17 protein-coding genes are annotated in these 17,427 nt (G+C 72.2%); 8 read left to right on the forward strand and 9 right to left on the reverse strand.

The annotated features are described in order from the left end of the window. Positions 1–37: 37 nt before the first annotated feature. Complete coding sequence (locus NH2_RS24230; RefSeq protein ID WP_067658982.1) at positions 38–970, forward strand: phosphatidate cytidylyltransferase; 933 nt, start codon at positions 38–40, stop codon at positions 968–970. Positions 971–974: 4 nt separating this feature from the next. On the opposite strand, the gene NH2_RS24235 is transcribed toward NH2_RS24230, so the two are convergent. Beyond that, positions 975–1,340, reverse strand: a complete 366-nt coding sequence (locus NH2_RS24235) for a LapA family protein (RefSeq protein WP_067658790.1) — start codon at positions 1,338–1,340, stop codon at positions 975–977. Between the two features lie 57 nt (positions 1,341–1,397). Here NH2_RS24235 and rlmN point away from each other — a divergent pair, with 57 nt between their 5' ends. Continuing rightward, on the forward strand, positions 1,398–2,507 hold the full coding sequence (rlmN, locus tag NH2_RS24240) for a dual-specificity RNA methyltransferase RlmN (RefSeq protein ID WP_067658793.1): 1,110 nt from the start codon (positions 1,398–1,400) through the stop codon (positions 2,505–2,507). Here rlmN and NH2_RS24245 read toward each other — a convergent pair. Next, positions 2,504–2,914, reverse strand: a complete 411-nt coding sequence (locus tag NH2_RS24245) for a DUF5997 family protein (protein ID WP_067658797.1) — start codon at positions 2,912–2,914, stop codon at positions 2,504–2,506. The two genes, rlmN and NH2_RS24245, sit on opposite strands and share 4 nt — an antisense overlap. 34 nt (positions 2,915–2,948) lie before the next feature. On the opposite strand from NH2_RS24245, the gene NH2_RS24250 reads away from it, so the two are divergent. Continuing rightward, entirely contained in the window at positions 2,949–3,863 is a 915-nt protein-coding gene (locus tag NH2_RS24250; RefSeq protein ID WP_067658800.1) for a LysR family transcriptional regulator, read from the forward strand. A gap of 93 nt (positions 3,864–3,956) precedes the next feature. Here NH2_RS24250 and NH2_RS24255 read toward each other — a convergent pair whose 3' ends face one another. Beyond that, positions 3,957–4,226: a DUF2631 domain-containing protein gene (locus NH2_RS24255; protein ID WP_067658804.1), complete on the reverse strand. Its 270-nt coding sequence runs from the start codon at positions 4,224–4,226 to the stop codon at positions 3,957–3,959. Positions 4,227–4,315: 89 nt separating this feature from the next. Between NH2_RS24255 and dxr the strand changes: the two genes are divergently transcribed. From dxr to NH2_RS24280, 5 genes are all read left to right on the forward strand, one after another. Next, positions 4,316–5,464 (forward strand): 1-deoxy-D-xylulose-5-phosphate reductoisomerase, encoded by a 1,149-nt coding sequence (gene dxr, locus NH2_RS24260; RefSeq protein ID WP_067658807.1) that lies wholly within the window; start codon positions 4,316–4,318, stop codon positions 5,462–5,464. Positions 5,465–5,554: 90 nt separating this feature from the next. Beyond that, positions 5,555–6,757, forward strand: a complete 1,203-nt coding sequence (locus tag NH2_RS24265) for a M50 family metallopeptidase (protein WP_067658810.1) — start codon at positions 5,555–5,557, stop codon at positions 6,755–6,757. Positions 6,758–6,881: 124 nt separating this feature from the next. Further along, positions 6,882–8,012: a flavodoxin-dependent (E)-4-hydroxy-3-methylbut-2-enyl-diphosphate synthase gene (gene ispG, locus NH2_RS24270; protein ID WP_067658984.1), complete on the forward strand. Its 1,131-nt coding sequence runs from the start codon at positions 6,882–6,884 to the stop codon at positions 8,010–8,012. A 60-nt stretch (positions 8,013–8,072) separates the two neighbouring features. Continuing rightward, positions 8,073–8,936 carry a GNAT family N-acetyltransferase gene (locus NH2_RS24275; protein WP_084505834.1) on the forward strand — a complete coding sequence of 288 codons (864 nt, stop codon included), beginning with the start codon at positions 8,073–8,075 and terminating at the stop codon, positions 8,934–8,936. Positions 8,937–9,008: 72 nt separating this feature from the next. Further along, entirely contained in the window at positions 9,009–10,790 is a 1,782-nt protein-coding gene (locus NH2_RS24280) for a penicillin-binding transpeptidase domain-containing protein (protein WP_067658813.1), read from the forward strand. A gap of 22 nt (positions 10,791–10,812) precedes the next feature. On the opposite strand, the gene NH2_RS24285 is transcribed toward NH2_RS24280, so the two are convergent. From NH2_RS24285 to NH2_RS24310, 6 genes are all read right to left on the reverse strand, one after another. After that, on the reverse strand, positions 10,813–11,355 hold the full coding sequence (locus NH2_RS24285) for a peroxynitrite isomerase (protein ID WP_067658816.1): 543 nt from the start codon (positions 11,353–11,355) through the stop codon (positions 10,813–10,815). A gap of 60 nt (positions 11,356–11,415) precedes the next feature. Beyond that, on the reverse strand, positions 11,416–12,780 hold the full coding sequence (locus tag NH2_RS24290) for an APC family permease (RefSeq protein WP_067658819.1): 1,365 nt from the start codon (positions 12,778–12,780) through the stop codon (positions 11,416–11,418). A 57-nt stretch (positions 12,781–12,837) separates the two neighbouring features. Beyond that, a complete protein-coding gene (locus tag NH2_RS24295) occupies positions 12,838–13,710 on the reverse strand; it encodes a helix-turn-helix domain-containing protein (protein ID WP_067658822.1) in 873 nt (290 codons plus the stop codon). Positions 13,711–13,890: 180 nt separating this feature from the next. Beyond that, positions 13,891–14,880, reverse strand: a complete 990-nt coding sequence (locus tag NH2_RS24300) for a Rossmann-fold NAD(P)-binding domain-containing protein (protein ID WP_067658826.1) — start codon at positions 14,878–14,880, stop codon at positions 13,891–13,893. After that, positions 14,877–16,319 (reverse strand): pyridoxal phosphate-dependent aminotransferase, encoded by a 1,443-nt coding sequence (locus NH2_RS24305; protein WP_157103943.1) that lies wholly within the window; start codon positions 16,317–16,319, stop codon positions 14,877–14,879. The genes NH2_RS24300 and NH2_RS24305 overlap by 4 nt, the downstream gene beginning before the upstream one ends. Beyond that, the gene (locus NH2_RS24310) at positions 16,316–17,335 is read right to left on the reverse strand and encodes a helix-turn-helix domain-containing protein (RefSeq protein ID WP_067658833.1); all 1,020 of its coding nucleotides are present in this window, start codon (positions 17,333–17,335) and stop codon (positions 16,316–16,318) included. Before NH2_RS24310 ends, NH2_RS24305 begins: the two co-directional genes overlap by 4 nt. Between the last annotated feature and the right edge of the window lie 92 nt (positions 17,336–17,427).

Genomic DNA, 17,427 nt, shown 5'->3' on the forward strand with positions numbered 1-17,427 from the left:
AACGAACGGGAACGATGAGTTGAGCGACGGGACGATCGTGGTCGACAAAGCCGCTGCGGCCGAGGAGCCGACGCCGCCGGGCACAGAACCTCCGCCTGCCGGGCCGGTCTTCGCCCCGGCTCCGGCGCCGCAGGGGCCCGCCCCTGCCAAGGGCTCGCGGGCGGGGCGGAACCTACCGGCGGCGCTCGGCGTCGGGTTCGGGCTCGGGCTCTCGCTGATCGCCATCCTGCTCTTCGTCCCCAAGGTCTTCATCCTGGTCGCCGGTACCGCGATCGGCATCGCGAGCTGGGAGGTGGCCAAGCGGCTGCGCGAAGCCGACGTCCTGGTCCCGCGCATTCCGCTGATCGCGGGCGGGCAGGCGGTGTTCTGGCTGGGCTGGCCGTTCGGCGCGAACGGCGTCGCGGGGGCCTTCGCGGCCACCGTGCTGGTCTGCATGGTGTGGCGGCTCTTCGACCACGGGCTGACCGTCGCCCCGCGGAACTTCCTGCGGGACACCGCGATCACCGTCTTCACACTGGCCTGGATTCCGCTGCTCGCCTCGTTCTCGGTGCTGCTGCTGCTGGAACCCGACGGCAACCTGCGGGTGCTCACCTTCATGATCCTGGTGGTGTGCTCGGATGTCGGCGGCTACGTCGCGGGCGTGCTCTTCGGGCGGCACCCGATGGTGCCGTCGATCAGCCCGAAGAAGTCCTGGGAGGGATTCGGCGGCTCGCTGGTCTTCTCGGTGATCGGCGGGCTGCTCACGGTGACGCTGCTGCTCGAGGCGAACTCCATGATCGGCGTCGTACTCGGCGTCGGGCTGGTGGCCGTCGCCACCGTCGGCGACCTGATCGAATCGCAGATCAAGCGGGAACTCGGGATCAAGGACATGGGCACGCTGCTGCCGGGGCACGGCGGCATCATGGACCGGCTGGACTCCATGCTGCCCTCGGCGTTCGTCTCCTGGCTGGTGCTTTCCGCGCTGCTGTAGCGCGTCAGCGCGGGTGCTTGGCGAGGCGGCGCAGCTGCAGGATGCGTACCCCGCCGACCAGCGCCATCAGCAGCGCGCCGATGATCACGCTGAGCAGCACGGTGACGCCGAGCGGCAGGGTGAAGTCCCAGAAGAAGAGGCTCACCGGCACCTGGTCCAGGTTCTGCAGGATGAAGATCAGCAGCACCACCAGGATCACGGCGCCCGCGACCAGGCCGGTCCAGGCGTAGCCGGTCTTCGAGGAGACCGAGACCTTCTTGCGCTGCACCGGCGCGGAGACCTCCCGCGGCGCGGTGCCGGGAGCGTCGCCGAGCGGATCGGCGGTCGCCTTGGACAGCGGATTCGGCTCGGGTGCGGGCGTGGTGCTCATATGGCACGGATACCCGCTACCAGCGTGATTACGCGCGGATGGGACACTGGTAGCACTATGGTCGCCTCCCTTCCGCTCGTTTTCGATGCCCCGCGCCGCGGGATGCCGCGCACGCATCTCGCCGACCTCGACGCGGAGGGCAGGCGCGCGGCCGTCGCCGAACTCGGGCTGCCCAAGTTCCGGGCCGACCAGATCGCCAGGCAGTACTACGCCCGGCTGCAGGCCGACCCCGCCCGGATGACCGACCTGCCCGCCCCGATACGCGAGCAGATCGCCGAGGCACTCTTCCCGCCGCTGCTCACCGTGGTCAAGCACGTCGCCTGCGACGACGGCAGCACCCGCAAGACGCTCTACCGCGCGGGCGACGGCACCCTGCTGGAGAGCGTGCTCATGCGCTACCCCGACCGCAATACCCTCTGCATCTCCAGCCAGGCCGGCTGCGGCATGGCCTGCCCCTTCTGCGCCACCGGCCAGGGCGGGCTGAACCGCAACCTCTCCACCGCCGAGATCGTCGATCAGGTGCGCGCCGCCGCGGCCGCGTTGCGCGACGACGAGGTAGCGGGCGGCCCCGGGCGGCTCTCCAATATCGTCTTCATGGGGATGGGCGAGCCGCTCGCCAACTACAAGCGGGTGGTCGCGGCGGTGCGCCGGATCACCGCGCCCGCGCCGGACGGGCTCGGCATCTCGCAGCGCAATGTGGTGGTCTCCACGGTCGGGCTGGCCCCCGCCATCCGCAAGCTGGCCGACGAGGGGCTCTCGGTGACGCTCGCCGTCTCGCTGCACACCCCCGACGACGAACTCCGCGACACCCTGGTGCCGGTCAACAACCGCTGGCCGGTCGCCGAGGTGCTGGAGGCCGCGCGCTACTACGCCGACACCACCGGCCGCCGGATCTCGATCGAGTACGCGCTCATTCGGGACGTGAACGACCAGCCCTGGCGCGCCGACATGCTCGGCCGCAAGCTGCACAAGGCGCTCGGCTCCCGGGTGCACGTGAACCTGATCCCGCTCAATCCGACGCCGGGCAGCGAGTGGGATGCCAGCCCGAAGCCGGTGGAGCGGGAGTTCGTGCGCCGGGTGAACGAGCAGGGGGTGCCGTGCACGGTGCGCGATACCCGCGGGCAGGAGATCGCGGCTGCCTGTGGGCAGTTGGCGGCGGAGAACTAGTAGTTCTTCTGCGGGCGATTGCTCGCGGCCCGCTTGCGCTCGCGCTCCTCCTCGACCCGAGCGGCCTCGGCCTGCACCGCGCGCAGGTTCTCCCGCTCGCGCAGCAGCCACTCCGGCGGGTCGGCGAGCAGGGCGTCGATCTCGGTGGCGGTGAGGTGGTCGGAGATCTCGGCGCGGGCCAGCCCGCTGTTGCTGACGCCGAGTTTGCGGGCGACGACGTCGCGCGGGAAGGGGCCGGTGCGGCGCAGTTCGCGCAGCCACTCCGGCGGGTCCGCGCGCAGGGCGGCCAGTTCCTCGCGGGTGATCGGGTGCGTGCGGAACTCCTCCGGCGCGGCGGGCAGGTAGATGCCGAGCTTGGCGGCGGCCGTGAGTGGCTTCATGGTCTGCGGGTTCGGCACGCCGAGCATCCTATCCGCCGGGGGAGGCACTACTGTCGCCGGAGTGAGCGGCCCCGATTCGATCGATCCCGAACGGCTGCGGCAGTTCGTCGCGGTCGCCGACGAACTGCACTTCGCGCGCGCCGCGCGGGCGCTCGGCATTGCCAGGCAGCGGCTCAGCCGCACGGTGATCGAGCTGGAGCAGGAGCTGGGGGAGCGGCTCTTCGTGCCGGGCGCGCAGCCGACCGAGCTGACCGCGGCGGGGGCGGCGTTCCGGGAGCAGGCGCGGGCGGTGCTCGCGCGGCCGGTGCAGCCCGCGCCCGCGCCGGCGGCGGCGTCGCTGCGGGTCGGGTTCGTGCCCGGGGTGACGGTGTCGAAGTGGGAGCGGATCTGGGCCGAGCGGTTCCCCGAGGTGCCGCTGCGCACGGTGCCGCTGCCGCAGGGCGAGCAGGAGCGGGCGCTGCGGGCGGGGGAGGTCGACATGTGCTTCGTCCGGCTGCCGGTGCAGCGGGACGGGCTGAGCGTGATCCCGCTGTACACGGAGGTGCCGGTGGCGGTGGTGCCGAAGGAGCACCCGGTGGCGGCGTACGCGGAGATCGCCGACGCGGATCTGGCCGGGGAGCAGCGGCACGGCGATGCCGATATCGACGGCGCGGCGGGGATCCTGGAGCTGGTGGCAGCGGGGGTCGGGGTCGCGGTGCTGCCGCACTCCATCGCGCGGCTGCACGCGCGGCGCGATCTGGTCTACCGGACCGTCACCGACCTGCCCGGCACCGAGGTGGCGCTGGCCTGGCCGAGCGCGGCGACCACCGAGCCCATCGAGGAGTTCGTCGGCGTGGTGCGCGGCCGGACCGCCCGCAGCACCCGCTCGCCCTCGGCCCGCGCCGAACCGGCGAAACCGCAGCCGAAGAAGGCGCCGGTCAGGAAGGGCGCCGCTCGCGGGCTCGCCCCGAAACAGGGGCGTCGTCGCGGCCTTTGAGCATCGGCTCCGCTCGAGAAGGTGGCCGTGAGCACCAGCCGATGCCGGAGCGCCGACGGGACGGCAGCGGCGCGTATCCCGGCCGGCCCGGAACTACCGGGGACGCCGCCGGTAGATGATGTCGTAGATGAAGAGCCCCACGATGGAGAGCGCGAAGGCGACCAGGAAGATGTCCTCGACCCTGCCGTTGTGATTGCCGATGATCATGGCGAGCAGGGCGAGCGCGACGAACCAGCCCGCGATGCGGAAGGTCTTCGGCGATTCCCCGCTCCAGCCCCAGGCGGCCGACGGCACCTCGGCGGTGTCGACGTGGGGCGCGACCGCGCGCTCGTTGTCGGCGGGTTCGAGTTCCGTGGCGGCCACGATCGCTCCTTCTGGGGGAAGACGGCTACTGCCCGATATCGTGGCATACGACCGCACGTCGTAGCCAGCAGGGCTGCCACAATGGGGCGGTGTCCGACATCGTGAGAGTCCTGCTGCTGGGCAGCACCGGATCCATCGGAACCCAGGCGCTGGAGGTGATCGCCGCCAACCCCGACCGGTTCGAGGTGGTGGGGCTCGCCGCCCGCGGCGGGAACCCCGAGCTGCTAACCGCGCAGATGTCGGCCACCGGGACGCGCAATGTCGCGGTCGCCGACCCGCGCGCCGGGCAGGCGCTCGATCTGGAACTCGCCGGACCCGCCGCGGCGACCGAGCTGGTCCGCCGCACCGAGGCCGACGTGGTGCTGAACGCGCTGGTCGGCTCGCTCGGGCTGGAGCCGACGCTGGCCACCCTGGAATCCGGCACCCGGCTCGCGCTGGCGAACAAGGAGTCGCTGGTAGCGGGTGGGTCGCTGGTGACCCGCGCGGCCGCGCCGGGGCAGATCGTTCCGGTCGACTCCGAGCACTCGGCGCTCGCCCAGTGCCTGCGCGGCGGCCGCGCCGAGGAGGTGGACCGGCTGGTGCTCACCGCCTCCGGCGGGCCGTTCCGCGGCTGGACCGCCGAGATGCTGGAGAACGTGGACCCGGCCGCGGCGAAGGCGCACCCGACCTGGGCCATGGGGCTGATGAACACGCTGAACTCGGCCTCGCTGGTGAACAAGGGGCTGGAGCTGATCGAGACCCACCTGCTCTTCGGCATCCCGTACGACCGGATCGACGTCACCGTGCACCCGCAGTCCATCGTGCACTCCATGGTCACCTTCACCGACGGCTCCACGCTGGCACAGGCCAGCCCGCCGGATATGAAGCTGCCGATCGCGCTGGCACTGGGCTGGCCGGACCGGATCGCGGGTGCCGCCGCGGCCTGCGACTTCGGCACCGCCGCCACCTGGACCTTCGAGCCGGTGGACAGCGAGGTCTTCCCCGCGGTCGAGCTGGCCCGCCGCGCCGGGACGCTCGGCGGCAGTGTGACGGCGGTCTACAACGCCGCCAACGAGGCCGCGGTGCAGGCCTTCCTCGACGGCGCCATCCGCTTCCCGGAGATCGTGCGGATCGTCACCGAGGCGGTCGAGGGCGCGGAGCAGTGGCGGGCCGAGCCGGGCTCGCTGGCCGAGGTGCTCGCGGCCGACGACTGGGCGCGCGCCTTCGCCGCCGCCGCGGTGCGCGGGCGATCGGCCTGATCGCGCGGGCTGGTACGGTCCGGCACCGCTACTGTTGACCACAGGCGTCCGGCGCCGAGGGCCGGAATTCGCGGGAGGACTGGAGTTCAGATGGTGTTCGCGTTGGGCTTCGCCCTGTTCGCCCTCGGCATCACGATCTCGGTCGCACTGCACGAGTGCGGCCACATGTGGGCGGCCCAGGCGACCGGCATGAAGGTGCGGCGCTACTACATCGGCTTCGGCCCCAAGGTCTTCTCCTTCCGGCGCGGCGAGACCGAGTACGGCCTCAAGGCGCTTCCGCTCGGCGGCTTCTGCGACATCGTCGGGATGACCGCGCTGGACGAGGTGCCGCCGGAGGACCTGGACCGGGCCATGTACCGGCAGGCCACCTGGAAGCGCATGGTGGTGATGTTCGGCGGCATCGCGATGAACTTCCTGCTCGGCTTCCTGCTGGTGGTGGTGCTGGCGATCGGCTGGGGGCTGCCGCAGCTGGACCCGGTGGAGACCAAGCTCGGCGCGATGAACTGCGTCGCCACCGCCAACCCGGACGGCAGTCTGCAGGAGTGCACCGGCACCGGCCCGGCCCAGCGGGCGGGGTTGCAGCGCGGCGACGTGGTGACCGCCGTGAACGGCGTGGCGGTGAGCACCTGGAAGGACTTCCAGCGCGAGACCCAGAAGCAGACCGGCACCTTCGAGTACACGATCGAGCGCGACGGCGCCACGCTGACCGTGCCGGTGACGCCGGAGCGCACCGTGCGGTACGACGACAACGGGCAGAACCCGCGCGAGGTGAGCGCGGTCGGCGTCGGCTCGTACGGTGCGGAGCCGCCGCAGAAGTACGGCGTGCTGGACGCCGTGCCCGCCTCGCTCGCCTTCACCGGCGACATGTTCGTGCGCACCCTGGAGTCGCTGGCCCAGATGCCGGCCAAGGTGGCGGCGCTGTGGACCGCGGTCACCGGCGGCGAGCGCGACCCGGAGACCCCGGTCAGCGTGTACGGGGCAAGCCGGATCGGCGGCGAGACCGCCGAGCGCGGGCTCTGGGGCATCTTCATCCTGGTGCTGGCCAGCCTGAACTTCTTCCTCGGCGCCTTCAACCTGCTGCCGCTGCTCCCCCTGGACGGCGGGCACATGGCGGTCGTGCTCTACGAGAAGGCGCGCAACTCGGTGCGCGCCTGGCGCGGGCTGGCCCCCGGCGGCCCGGTCGACTACCTGAAACTGCTGCCGCTCACCTACGCGGCGGTGGTCATCGGCGGCGCGTACATGGTGCTCACGCTCACCGCCGACATCGTGAACCCGGTCAAGCTGTTCCCCTGACATCGGGTTGTCAGCGGCCTCACACCGGGCGTAATTCCGGAGCGCGACTAAGCTCGATGGCGTTACGGCTCGACCACGCACGTGAGGAAGAAGGCAGCCGACAGTGACCACCATCGGATTGGGGATGCCCGCCGCACCGGCGGCCGTCCTCGCACCCCGTCGCAAGACCCGCCAGCTCATGGTCGGCGGTGTCGGCGTCGGCAGCGATCATCCGATCTCGGTGCAGTCCATGACGACCACCAAGACGCACGACATCAACGCCACGCTGCAGCAGATCGCGGAGCTCACCGCCTCCGGCTGCGACATCGTCCGGGTGGCGTGCCCGCGCCAGGAGGATGCCGACGCGCTCGCGACCATCGCGAAGAAGTCGCAGATTCCGGTGATCGCCGATATCCATTTCCAGCCGCGCTACATCTTCGCCGCGATCGACGCCGGGTGCGCCGCGGTTCGGGTGAACCCCGGCAATATCAAGGAGTTCGACGGCCGGGTCAAGGAGGTCGCGAAGGCGGCGGGGGACGCCGGGATTCCCATCCGGATCGGCGTGAACGCCGGGTCGCTGGACCGGCGGATGCTGGAGAAGTACGGCAAGGCGACGCCGGAGGCGCTGGTGGAGTCGGCGCTCTGGGAGGCCGGGCTCTTCGAGGAGCACGGTTTCGGCGACATCAAGATCTCGGTCAAGCACAACGACCCGGTGGTCATGGTGGAGGCGTACCGGCAGCTGGCGGCGCAGAGCGACTACCCGCTGCATCTCGGGGTGACCGAGGCCGGGCCCGCGTTCCAGGGCACCATCAAGTCGGCGGTGGCGTTCGGCGCGCTGCTCGGCGAGGGGATCGGTGACACCATCCGGGTCTCGCTCTCCGCGCCGCCCGCCGAGGAGATCAAGGTCGGCGGGCAGATCCTGCAGTCGCTGAACCTGCGGCCGCGCAAGCTGGAGATCGTCTCCTGCCCGTCCTGCGGGCGGGCCCAGGTCGACGTCTACACGCTCGCCAACGAGGTGACCGCCGGGCTGGAGGGCATGGAGGTGCCGCTGCGCGTCGCCGTCATGGGCTGCGTCGTGAACGGGCCGGGCGAGGCGCGCGAGGCCGATCTCGGCGTCGCCTCCGGCAACGGGCGCGGGCAGATCTTCGTCAAGGGCGAGGTGATCAAGACGGTTCCCGAGGCGCAGATCGTCGAGACGCTCATCGAGGAGGCCATGCGCATCGCCGAGGAGATGGGCGGCGCCGAATCCGGCGAGCCGGTGGTGACCGTCGGGTAGAAGGTCAAGGTTCGGTACTAGCTGTACCGCTCCGGCCCGGTTCGTGGCAGGCTGGGCGTCGTGCGGAGTCTGCTGGATCCGGCGCGTCGGGCGCGGCACCCGGCCGCGCGACAGCTCGCGAACCGGGATCTCGCGCAGGTGCTGCGCGTGCTGGATACCGATCCGGTCGCGTCGTGCATGGTCGCGGCCCGATTGCAGGAGTACGGGCTGGACGCCAGGTACGGCTACGGCGAGCTGTGGAGCCGGGGTGACCCGGGCGATTCGCTCTGCTTCTCCGGCGCCAACCTGGTGCCGCTGCGCGGTGACGCCGCGTCGGTGCAGGCCTTCGCCGAGCGGGCGCTGCGGTTTCCGCGCATGTGCTCCTCGGTGGTCGGCCGCCGCGAGCTGGCGCTGCCGCTCTGGGAGGCGCTGGCCGGGCACTGGGGGCCGGAGCGCGAGGTGCGCGGCGTGCAGCCGCTGCTCGCGCTGGCCGGGCAGGCGACCATCGCCGCCGACCCGGAGGTGCGCAAGGTGCGCCCGGACGAGCTGGACCGCTACCTCGAGGCCGCCATCGCCATGTTCATCGAGGAGGTCGGCGTCGACCCGAGGGCGGGCGACGGCGGCCGCGGCTACCGCAGGCGGATCGCCGGGCTCATCGAATCCGGCCGCGCCTGGGGCCGGTTCGAGGACGGCGAGGTGGTCTTCAAGGCCGAGGTCGGCGCGCTCTCCCGGCGCACCGGGCAGATCCAGGGCGTGTGGGTGCACCCCGAACACCGGGGCAAGGGGCACGGCGCGACCGGTACCGCGGCGGTCGCCAACGCGGTGGTCGCCACCGGACGCACCGCGAGCCTCTACGTGAACGACTACAACGGCGCCGCGCGCCGCGCGTACCGGAAGGTCGGCTTCCAGCAGATCGCCACCTTCGCCACCGTTCTGCTGGACTGAGCGGGCGATATCCCGGTGCGCCACCGGGTTTGCCTGCCGGTCGCCGGTTACCATCGGGCCGTGTCGATCCGGATGGTCACCACGCTCGCGGCGACGGTCTGCACGGTGCTCGCGGCCGTGGGCTGCTCGGCGGGCCCGCAGGGCCCGATCCCCGTCGCCGACGCCTTCGTCGCGGCCTTCGCCGAACGCCGCACCGACGACGCCGCCGAACTCACCGGCCTGCCCGAGAAGGCCGGGCCCGCACTGGAATCCGCGTGGAAGAACCTCCAGGCCGAGAGCCTGGAGGCGACCACCGGCCAGGCGCGGGTCAGCGGCGACACCGCGACGGTGGAGTACACCTACGAGTGGAAGCTGCCGAAGAACCGGGTCTGGAGCTACACCGGCCAGCTGCAGATGGGCAAGATCGACGGTCGCTGGGCGGTGCGCTGGACCTCCGCCGACATCCACCCGCGGCTCGGCGACACCCAGACCATGGTGCTGCGTGCCGACCCCGCGCCCAAGGCCAGGGTGAACGAGTCGTCGGGCAGCGACGTGCTGGTGCCGGGGCGGGTCTCCCGGGTCACCTTCGACGCCGCCGCGGCATCCGACCCGGGCGGCACCGCCACCGTGCTCGCTCGCGCGCTGCATCGCTTCGACACCGAGCTGACGCCGCCGAAGATCCTCGCCTCCGCCCGCGCCGCGCGCGGCCGGCACACCGTGATCGCGCTGAACGAGGTGGAGGCGGACCAGGTCACGAACGAGCTCATCGGGCTGCCCGGGGTCACCCTGGTCCCGGAGTGGGACATGGTGCCGACCGACCGGAAGTTCGCTCCCGACCTGATGACCCAGGTTCGGCAGACGGTGATCACCGAGGTCGACGGCAGGGCGGGGTGGAGCGTCGTCACGGTGAACGCCAATGGCGCCGACACCGACGTGCTCACCGAGGTGGCCGCGCAGCCGGCGCCCTCCTTCGCGCTGAGCGTGGACCGCTTCGTGCAGAACGCGGCGCAGCGCGCGGTGGACGTGCGCCGCGACGAGCAGACCATGATGGTGGTGATCCGCCCCTCCACCGGCGCCATCCTCGCGGTCGCGCAGAACGAGGCCACCGACCGGGACGGCCCGATGGCGACCATCGGCCAGTATCCGCCCGGCTCGATCTTCAAGACGGTGACCGCGACCGCCGCCATGACCGCCGGGCTCGCCACCCCGGACACCGTGCTGCCCTGCCCGAGCCGGATCACCATCGGCGAGCGCACCATCCCCAACTACGACCTCTTCACCGTCGGCAGCGTCCCCATGGCCACCGCGTACGAGCGCTCCTGCAATACCTCGTTCGCCAAGCTCGCCAGCGAGCTGCCTGGCGACGCGCTGCACAGCGCCGCCGCCTCGCTCGGCGTCGGCGCGAGCTACACCGTGCCCGGGCTGCCGACCTTTTCCGGCTCGGTGCCGCCCGCCGAGGAACTGGTGCAGCGCACCGAGGACGGCATCGGCCAGGGCCGGGTGGTGGTGAGCCCGTTCGGCATGGCGCTCATGGCGGCGACGGTCGCCACCGGGCGGGCGCCGACGCCGTGGCTCATCGGCGGCCGCACCACCGAGGTGGACGGGGAGCGGCCGGAGCCCGCGCCGGAGGCGATCGACGGGCTGCGCACCATGATGCGCAAGGTGGTGACCGGGGGTACCGCCGAGCGCATCGTCGACCAGGGCGAGGTCTACGGCAAGACCGGCGAGGCCGAGGTGGACGGGGGCTCGCACTCCTGGTTCGTCGGGTACCGGGGCGATCTCGCCTTCGCCACCCTGCTGGTCAAGGGTGGTAGCTCGGACAATGCGGTCGCGGTGACCAGGGACATGTTCACCGCCCTGCCGCCGGAGTACTGAGAGGGGGCGTGCCCGCCGCGGGCTACGGTTCGGCGCGGTGCAGCGTGGCCGCCAGGTGGTGCCGTAGCGGCTCGCCGACGGCGGCCATGCGCACGGTGTAGTCGAGGGTGTCGGCGCGGACGGTGAACGAGCGGCCCATCGCGGTGACCGATTTCGCGGTGCCGCTGAGCCCGATCCCGGTGGTCTCCAGCTCCAGCCGGATCGCGCCGCCGGACGTGTCGAGCGTGCCCTCGTAGATCTCGGTGATCCCGGTGGGGTGCGCCAGGATCAGCTCGACCCGGTCCGGCGCGGGGCAGCGCAGGTAGCCGGTCTCGGCGTGCAGCGGGCGGCCGTCGTCGGCGGCCCGCGTGCGCTGCCGGTAGGTGAGGAACGGGCGGCCGAGATGCCCGAACTCCACCTCCTCGAGGTAGTCGAAGGAGTCGATGGTCGGGTACTCGCCGTGGCCCTTGCCGCGCCAGACGCCGAGCAGCGGGGACAGCGCGGTGAGGGCGGGGTGCGGGGCTGGAGTGGGGGCTGCCACCGGTCGAGGGTAGCTCCCGAGCGGGAGATCCGTCCCCGGCCTCATCGGAGCGGGCTCACCGAGTCGTCGGGGTCGATCGCCGCGATCGCGTTCTCCTAGCCGGCCTCAAGTGGCTGCCGGCTTCTCCTGCCTGCGCAGCGCGAGCTGGTTGACCGCCCACAGCAGCGCGCCGACGCCGAGCAGGATGCCGGCGATGAGGTACTGCTCCGGGTTGCGGTCGGTGAAGGGCGTGACCAGGAAACCGCAGGTGAGCGCGCCGATCACCGGCAGGAAGGTGGGCGTGCGGAAGTGCTTGTGCTCGACCGGGTCGCGGCGCAGCACCAGCACCGCCACGTTCACGATGGTGAAGACCGCGAGCAGCAGCAGCGCGGTGGTGCCGCCGAGCTCGGGCACCTGGCCGACGAAGAGGATCAGCGCCAGCGCGAGGATCGTGGTGAAGACGATCGCGATGTGCGGGGTGTGCCTGCGCGGGTGCACCGCGCCGAAGGCGCGCGGCAGCACGTGCTGCCGGGCCATGCCGTAGAGCAGCCTGCTGGCCATGAGCATGTTGATCAGCGCGGAATTGGCGACGGCGAACATGGTGATGAAGGCGAAGATCTCGGTCGGGAAGCCGGGTGCGCCGATCTCGACCACCTTCAGCAGCGGGGTGTCGCCCGCGCCCAGCTCGCTCGGCGCCACCAGCGCGACCGCGGTGATGGAGACCAGCACGTAGATGAGCCCGGTCAGCAGCAAGCCGCCGAGCAGCACCTTGGGGAAGATCTTGCTCGGCTGCTTGCACTCCTCGGCCATGTTCACCGAGTCCTCGAAGCCGACCATGGCGTAGAAGGCGAGCGTGGTGGCGGCGATGACGCCGCCGAGCGCGGAGCGATCACCGGTCTCGAAGTCGGTGATCCGGCCGAAGTCGCCGTTGCCGTAACCGAGCGCCCACAGCCCGATGGCGATCACGATGAGCAGCCCGGTCAGCTCGATGCAGGTGAGCACCACGTTCAGCTTGACGCCCTCGCTCACCCCGCGCAGATTGATCGCGGCGACGACGAGGATGAAGGAGAGCGCCACCAGCGTGATGCCGATGCCGTCGCCGATGCCGAGCTCGAACGCCTCGGCGAAGTTGGCGGCGAAGGCGCGGGCCGCGGTCGAGGCCGAGGTGATGCCGGAGCTCATCACCGCGAAGGCCACCATGAAGGTCACGAAGTGAATGCCGAACGCCTTGTGCGTGTAGAGCGCTGCGCCCGCGGCGTGCGGGTACTTGGTGACCAGCTCCAGGTAGCTGAACCCGGTGATCAGCGCGACCAGGAAGGCGACCAGGAACGGCACCCAGACGGCGCCGCCCACCTCGTTGGCGACCTTGCCGGTGAGCGCGTAGATCCCGGTTCCCAGGATGTCGCCCACCACGAACAGGAGCAGCAGCCCCGGACCCATCACGCGTTTCAGCTCGGGTTCCGTGGCGCTGTCTGCGGTCACCTCGGCCATGGCGCACTTCCTTCAGCACTCGTTGGTGCAGAAGGGATTACCCATTCCGCGGCGGAATCAGTCGCCGAATCCGGCGAGTTCCGCCGCGGCGGCCGCGATCATGGCCGCGGAGTCGCGCGGGCTCAGCGCCATGGCGCGCAGCTGGTCGAAGATGACGCCGAAGCGGCGGATCTCGGCATGCCCCTCGATCAGCTCGTCGCCGGCCAGCCCCTCCAGGTAGACCAGCTCGGGGTCGGCCGGGTTCGGGAAGTCGAGCAGCGTGAAGGCGCCCGCCATGCCGGGGTGCGCGCCGGCGTCGAAGGGCAGGATCTGCAGGATCACGTTCTTGCGCTTGATCTCCTGCAGCAGCCGCTCCAGCTGCCCGCGCATGGTGACCGGGCCGCCGACCACCCGGCGGATGGCCGCCTCGTCCATCACCACCCAGAGCTCCAGCGGCTCATCCTTGGTGAGGTTGACCGCCCGGTCCATCCTGGCCTTGGCCCTGCTCTCCATCGTGGCGGCCTCGAGCTTGGGCATGGAGGTGTCGATGACGGCATTGGCGTACTCGTAGGTCTGCAGCAGCCCCGGGACCGTCGAGGTCTGGTAGTGCCGCGCCGAGAGCGCCTCGGACTCGAAGTTGATGTAGGCCGCGTACACCTCGGAGACGCTGCCCTCGTAGGCGCGCGCCATGCCGGGTTTCAGCGCGGTGGTGAGCAGCTCGACCGCTTCCTCGCGCTGCTTGTCGTCGACGTCGTAGAGGTCGAGCATGGCCATCAGCGTGCGCCGCTGCGGCCGCGCCTGCGCCGTCTCGATCCGGTACAGCGTGGTGATGTTGATGCCGGTGCGGGTGCTGACCTCCTCCTTGCCGAGCTGCGCGTCCTCCCGCATCTCGTGCAGCATCGCCGCCAGCCGGCGCAGGCCGACGGTGAGCACCGTGCGCTTGCCTGCCATGCCACCCCTTCCGTGCGAGCCCGCGCACGGCACCGATGCGGCGCGAGCGGACCTCAACGGTACCGCTCGGGCGGTGCCGCCGTGCACGGTCCGGCGCCCGTGTCGGCGAGCGGACGCGGGTGGCCTCCCGCCCGGCGCTGTCGGCGCGAATGGGCAGGGGCGGACCGCCGCGGGATCGGGCTACGACAGCACAGGCGGTTCGCCGCCCGCCGCGAGCCGCAGGACGGTGGCCGCCGCGGCGGCCGCATAGGCGTGGCTGGCCGCGGCCGGGCGGGCGGCGGGGTAGTTGCTGCGGTGCGTCACGACGACGCCGTTCTGCAGGGTGCGGGTGGTGTCGCGGACGGTGGCGGCGCAGTTGCCGCCCGCCTTGGCGGCCAGGTCGACGACCACGCTGCCGGGGGCGAGCAGGGTCAGGGCGGCGTCGTCGAGCAGGAGCGGGGCGGGTGCGCCGCGGTGCAGGGCCGCGCAGAAGACGATGTCCGGCCGGGCTTTCGGGAGCAGCGCGCGGAGCGAGGCGGGGCCGTCCGGTGCGGTGACGCAGGCGGCGGCGCCCGCCGCGAGCGCGGCGGGCTCGGTCTCCGGCCGTGCCGCGACGACCGTGGGCGGCGCGTCGCCCGCCGCAAGGGCCGCCGCCAGCGCCGCCCGGCCCGCCGCGCCGAACCCGAGCACCAGCGTGCGGACCGGCCGCGCCCTGGTCGCCGCCGGGAGCAGTGCGCGGGCCTCGGCGTAGGCGACGCCGCCCGCCACCCGGCTCATCGGGGTGAGCGCGTCGTACTCGGCCGTCTCCGCGGAGCGGGCGACCGATTCGAAGGCGACCGACCGGATTCCGCGCGCCGCGAGCGCCGCGATCGTGTCGCGCCGATGGTGCGGGTCCTGGAAGCCGATCAGGGTGGTGCCCGGCCGCAGCAGCGCGTCCGAGAGCGCGAAGGCGGGCGTCTTCACCCATACGACGATCTCGGCGGCGGCGGCGACCGCGGCGGCGTCCGGGGCGATCCGCGCCCCCGCCGCGCGGAACTCCGCGTCGCCGAAGCCCGCGCGCTCACCGGCCCCGGCCTCGACGGTGACGCCGAGGCCGTGCCCGACGAGGCGGCGAACCGCCGCCGGGGTCAGTGCCACCCTGGTCTCCCCGCGCGCCGTCTCGCGCCAGACGCCGATCCCGGTGGCGGTCATCCGCGCATCGGCCCGCCCAGCGCGGCCAGCGGCCGGGCCGGTGGGCCGTGGAACGGTGCGTGCACAGGTTCCAGCGCCAGCGCCGCGAGCGCGTCGGGGTAGCGCAGCCCGGACGCCATGTCGAGCAGCAGCCGCTCGATTCGGTCCAGCAGCTCGTCGAGGAGCTCGGGCGATTCCTGGCGCGGCGCGCGGCGCGGGGCGAGCACGTTCAGCCGGACGCCTGCGCGCGCCGAACCGGTGCGGTTCAGCGCGACGCTGTCCACCCCCGCCGCGACCAGCAGCAGATCCTCCAGCTCCGCGCTGTCCGCGACCCCGGCCGCTTCGAGCAGCGCGGCGTCGAACTGCAGGGTGAGGAACATGCCGTCGGGCGTGCCGAGCGGGCGCAGCGCGGCGCGGCCGAGCCGGTCGTTCGTCTCGCGGACGCGGCAGATCGCCCTGTCCATCTGCGCGCGCATGCGGGCGCGGTTGCCCGCGAAGTACTCGTCCGGGGTGTGCTCGACGATCGCCCTGGCCAGGTGCGTGGTCTCGCGCTGGAAGGAGAGCGTGAGCCGGTCCGCGATCCGGGTCAGCCAGGCGGCGTCGCCGCCGCACGCCGCGCCCATCTTGCACGGCCCGAAGGCGTTGTAGCCCTTGGAGTTCCCGGTGATGGTGAGGACCCGGTCGTAGAGCCGCCGCCCTTCCACCTCGATCGCGGCGATCGGGATGTGCCCGCTCGCCAGGTGGTCGAAGGCGGCGTCGCAGATCACCGGGGTGTCGGCGGCGAGCAGCACCCGGCCGATGGCGGCCAGATCGGCCGCCGAGTAGTGCGCCACCACCGGGTTGCCGGGGAGCGTGAGCAGCACGCCGCAGAGCTCGCCGGAGGCGCGCAGCTCGGTGAGGCAGCTGTCCAGCCGCTCCGGGTCGATGGTGAAGCTGTCGTCCGGGCTGACCGGGCAGGTCACGATGCGTAGCCCGTACTTCTCCACGTGAAGCCCCGCGCTCTTGTAGAACCCCTCCGGGCACACCAGCACCCCGCCGGGGCGGGCGATGGTGGCGATCGCCTCCTCCAGCAGCATGGTGCTGGTATAGGCGCAGACGATCACCTCCTCCGGCCGGACCCGGACTCCGGGCACGTCGGGGGCGGGTTGCGCCAGGCCGCCGAACATCCGGCGGGCGGCCAGCTCGCGCAGCACCATGGGCTGGCGCTTGTCGTAGCGGCTGCCGTCGGTGTAATCGTCCGGCGGTGTGCCGTGCAGCAGGTCGTGCCAGGCCCGGTCCAGCGCCGCGACGGCGGCCGGGTGCGGGGCGAGCCCGGTCTCGCCGTGGTAGGCGTCGATGACCCCGGCGTAGCTGCGACCGCCGGTGCCGGGGAACGGGTGATCTCGGGTGAGCAGCCGCTTCACCCGGCGTTTGCGCTGTTCGGACCGCTGCGTGACGGTAGCGAGCGCGGGTCCGGTCACTCCGCGCCCCCGGCCGGGTCGGCCTGGATGCGGGCCCAGCGCTCGGCCAGCGCGCCCCGGAACTGCATGCGGCAGTCGCCGTCCGAGAGCCGCTTGAACCCGGCGAGCGCGGGCTCGGCGACGACCTCGTTCACCGGAACCGCGGTGCCCGCCAGCCGCAGCGCGTAGAGCTTCTCGAAGCGCTTGACGGCGAAGGCGACATCGTGGTTGAGCACCGAGAAACGGGTGGCCACCCTGGCCTGCTGCGAGTAGTCGTACTCGCCGATGGCGACGTAGCGGTCGTCGACCACGAGCATGCTCTGCGCGTTGCGCGCGTGCTCCCGCTTGACCAGCACGCTCTCGACGCCAGCGCGGGCCTGCCGCCAGAGCCGGTCGTCGTACGGCCAGACGTCGCTGATGTCGTCGAGCACGTACATCCGGCGCACCTCGATCCGCGGCGCGGTCGACTTGTCCGCCAGGCGCAGGATGGCGGTGTGGTACTCGTCGCCGACGTCGCCGCCGATGGTGCCCAGGTCGGCGGTGTGGATGGCGCGCACCGAGGCGGTGGCCTGATCCAGGATGGTGAGCCAGTCGTTGACGGTGTTCCACTCCCAGACCGTGGCGCTGCGCGACGGGATCTGGGTCAGGATCTCCTCGGCGCGCTCCAGCTGCCGGTCGGCGATCTCCCGGAGCGGCTCGATCTCGTCCCGCACGCCGCCCGCGTCCAGCAGGCTCTGCGCGATCCCCAGTGCCCGCGCGACCACCGCCGGGTCCTTGCCGAGCAGCACGTTGAAGCGCATGCGCAGCTCGTGCAGCGCGGTGTCGCCCGGCTCGGCGGGGGCGCCGGGCAGCTCCTCGCCGAGCGCGAGGCTGAGCCGCTCGCGGAGCGCGAGCGGCGGAACCCGCGAGCCGTTCTCGATCTGCTGCACCAGGCTGCGCGAGCACCCGGCTCGCTGCGCCAGCTCCGCCTGGGTCAGGTTGCGCTCGATCCGGAGGCGGCGCACGAGCGCGCCGATCGGTTCGCCCGGGTCAGTCACGGCTGCCTCCCCGCGGGACGGCACAGCGAAGCACACGAAGTGTCACGGGGCGTGAGCATAGGACACCGGAGCCGGAAAGGGGCACCGGGACA

Origin of the sequence: Nocardia harenae NBRC 108248 (assembly GCF_001612885.1) — a bacterium.
In the GTDB taxonomy this organism is placed as follows: domain Bacteria; phylum Actinomycetota; class Actinomycetes; order Mycobacteriales; family Mycobacteriaceae; genus Nocardia; species Nocardia harenae.

What these genes read in the sequence shown, in the direction of transcription:
- NH2_RS24235 (WP_067658790.1), bottom strand. Translation starts at nt 1,340, where the DNA reads ATGAGCACCACGCCCGCACCCGAGCCGAATCCGCTGTCCAAGGCGACC.
- rlmN (WP_067658793.1), top strand. Translation starts at nt 1,398, where the DNA reads ATGGTCGCCTCCCTTCCGCTCGTTTTCGATGCCCCGCGCCGCGGGATG.
- NH2_RS24245 (WP_067658797.1), bottom strand. Translation starts at nt 2,914, where the DNA reads ATGCTCGGCGTGCCGAACCCGCAGACCATGAAGCCACTCACGGCCGCC.
- NH2_RS24265 (WP_067658810.1), top strand. Translation starts at nt 5,555, where the DNA reads ATGGTGTTCGCGTTGGGCTTCGCCCTGTTCGCCCTCGGCATCACGATC.
- ispG (WP_067658984.1), top strand. Translation starts at nt 6,882, where the DNA reads ATGCCCGCCGCACCGGCGGCCGTCCTCGCACCCCGTCGCAAGACCCGC.
- NH2_RS24280 (WP_067658813.1), top strand. Translation starts at nt 9,009, where the DNA reads ATGGTCACCACGCTCGCGGCGACGGTCTGCACGGTGCTCGCGGCCGTG.
- NH2_RS24285 (WP_067658816.1), bottom strand. Translation starts at nt 11,355, where the DNA reads ATGAGGCCGGGGACGGATCTCCCGCTCGGGAGCTACCCTCGACCGGTG.
- NH2_RS24290 (WP_067658819.1), bottom strand. Translation starts at nt 12,780, where the DNA reads ATGGCCGAGGTGACCGCAGACAGCGCCACGGAACCCGAGCTGAAACGC.
- NH2_RS24295 (WP_067658822.1), bottom strand. Translation starts at nt 13,710, where the DNA reads ATGGCAGGCAAGCGCACGGTGCTCACCGTCGGCCTGCGCCGGCTGGCG.
- NH2_RS24300 (WP_067658826.1), bottom strand. Translation starts at nt 14,880, where the DNA reads ATGACCGCCACCGGGATCGGCGTCTGGCGCGAGACGGCGCGCGGGGAG.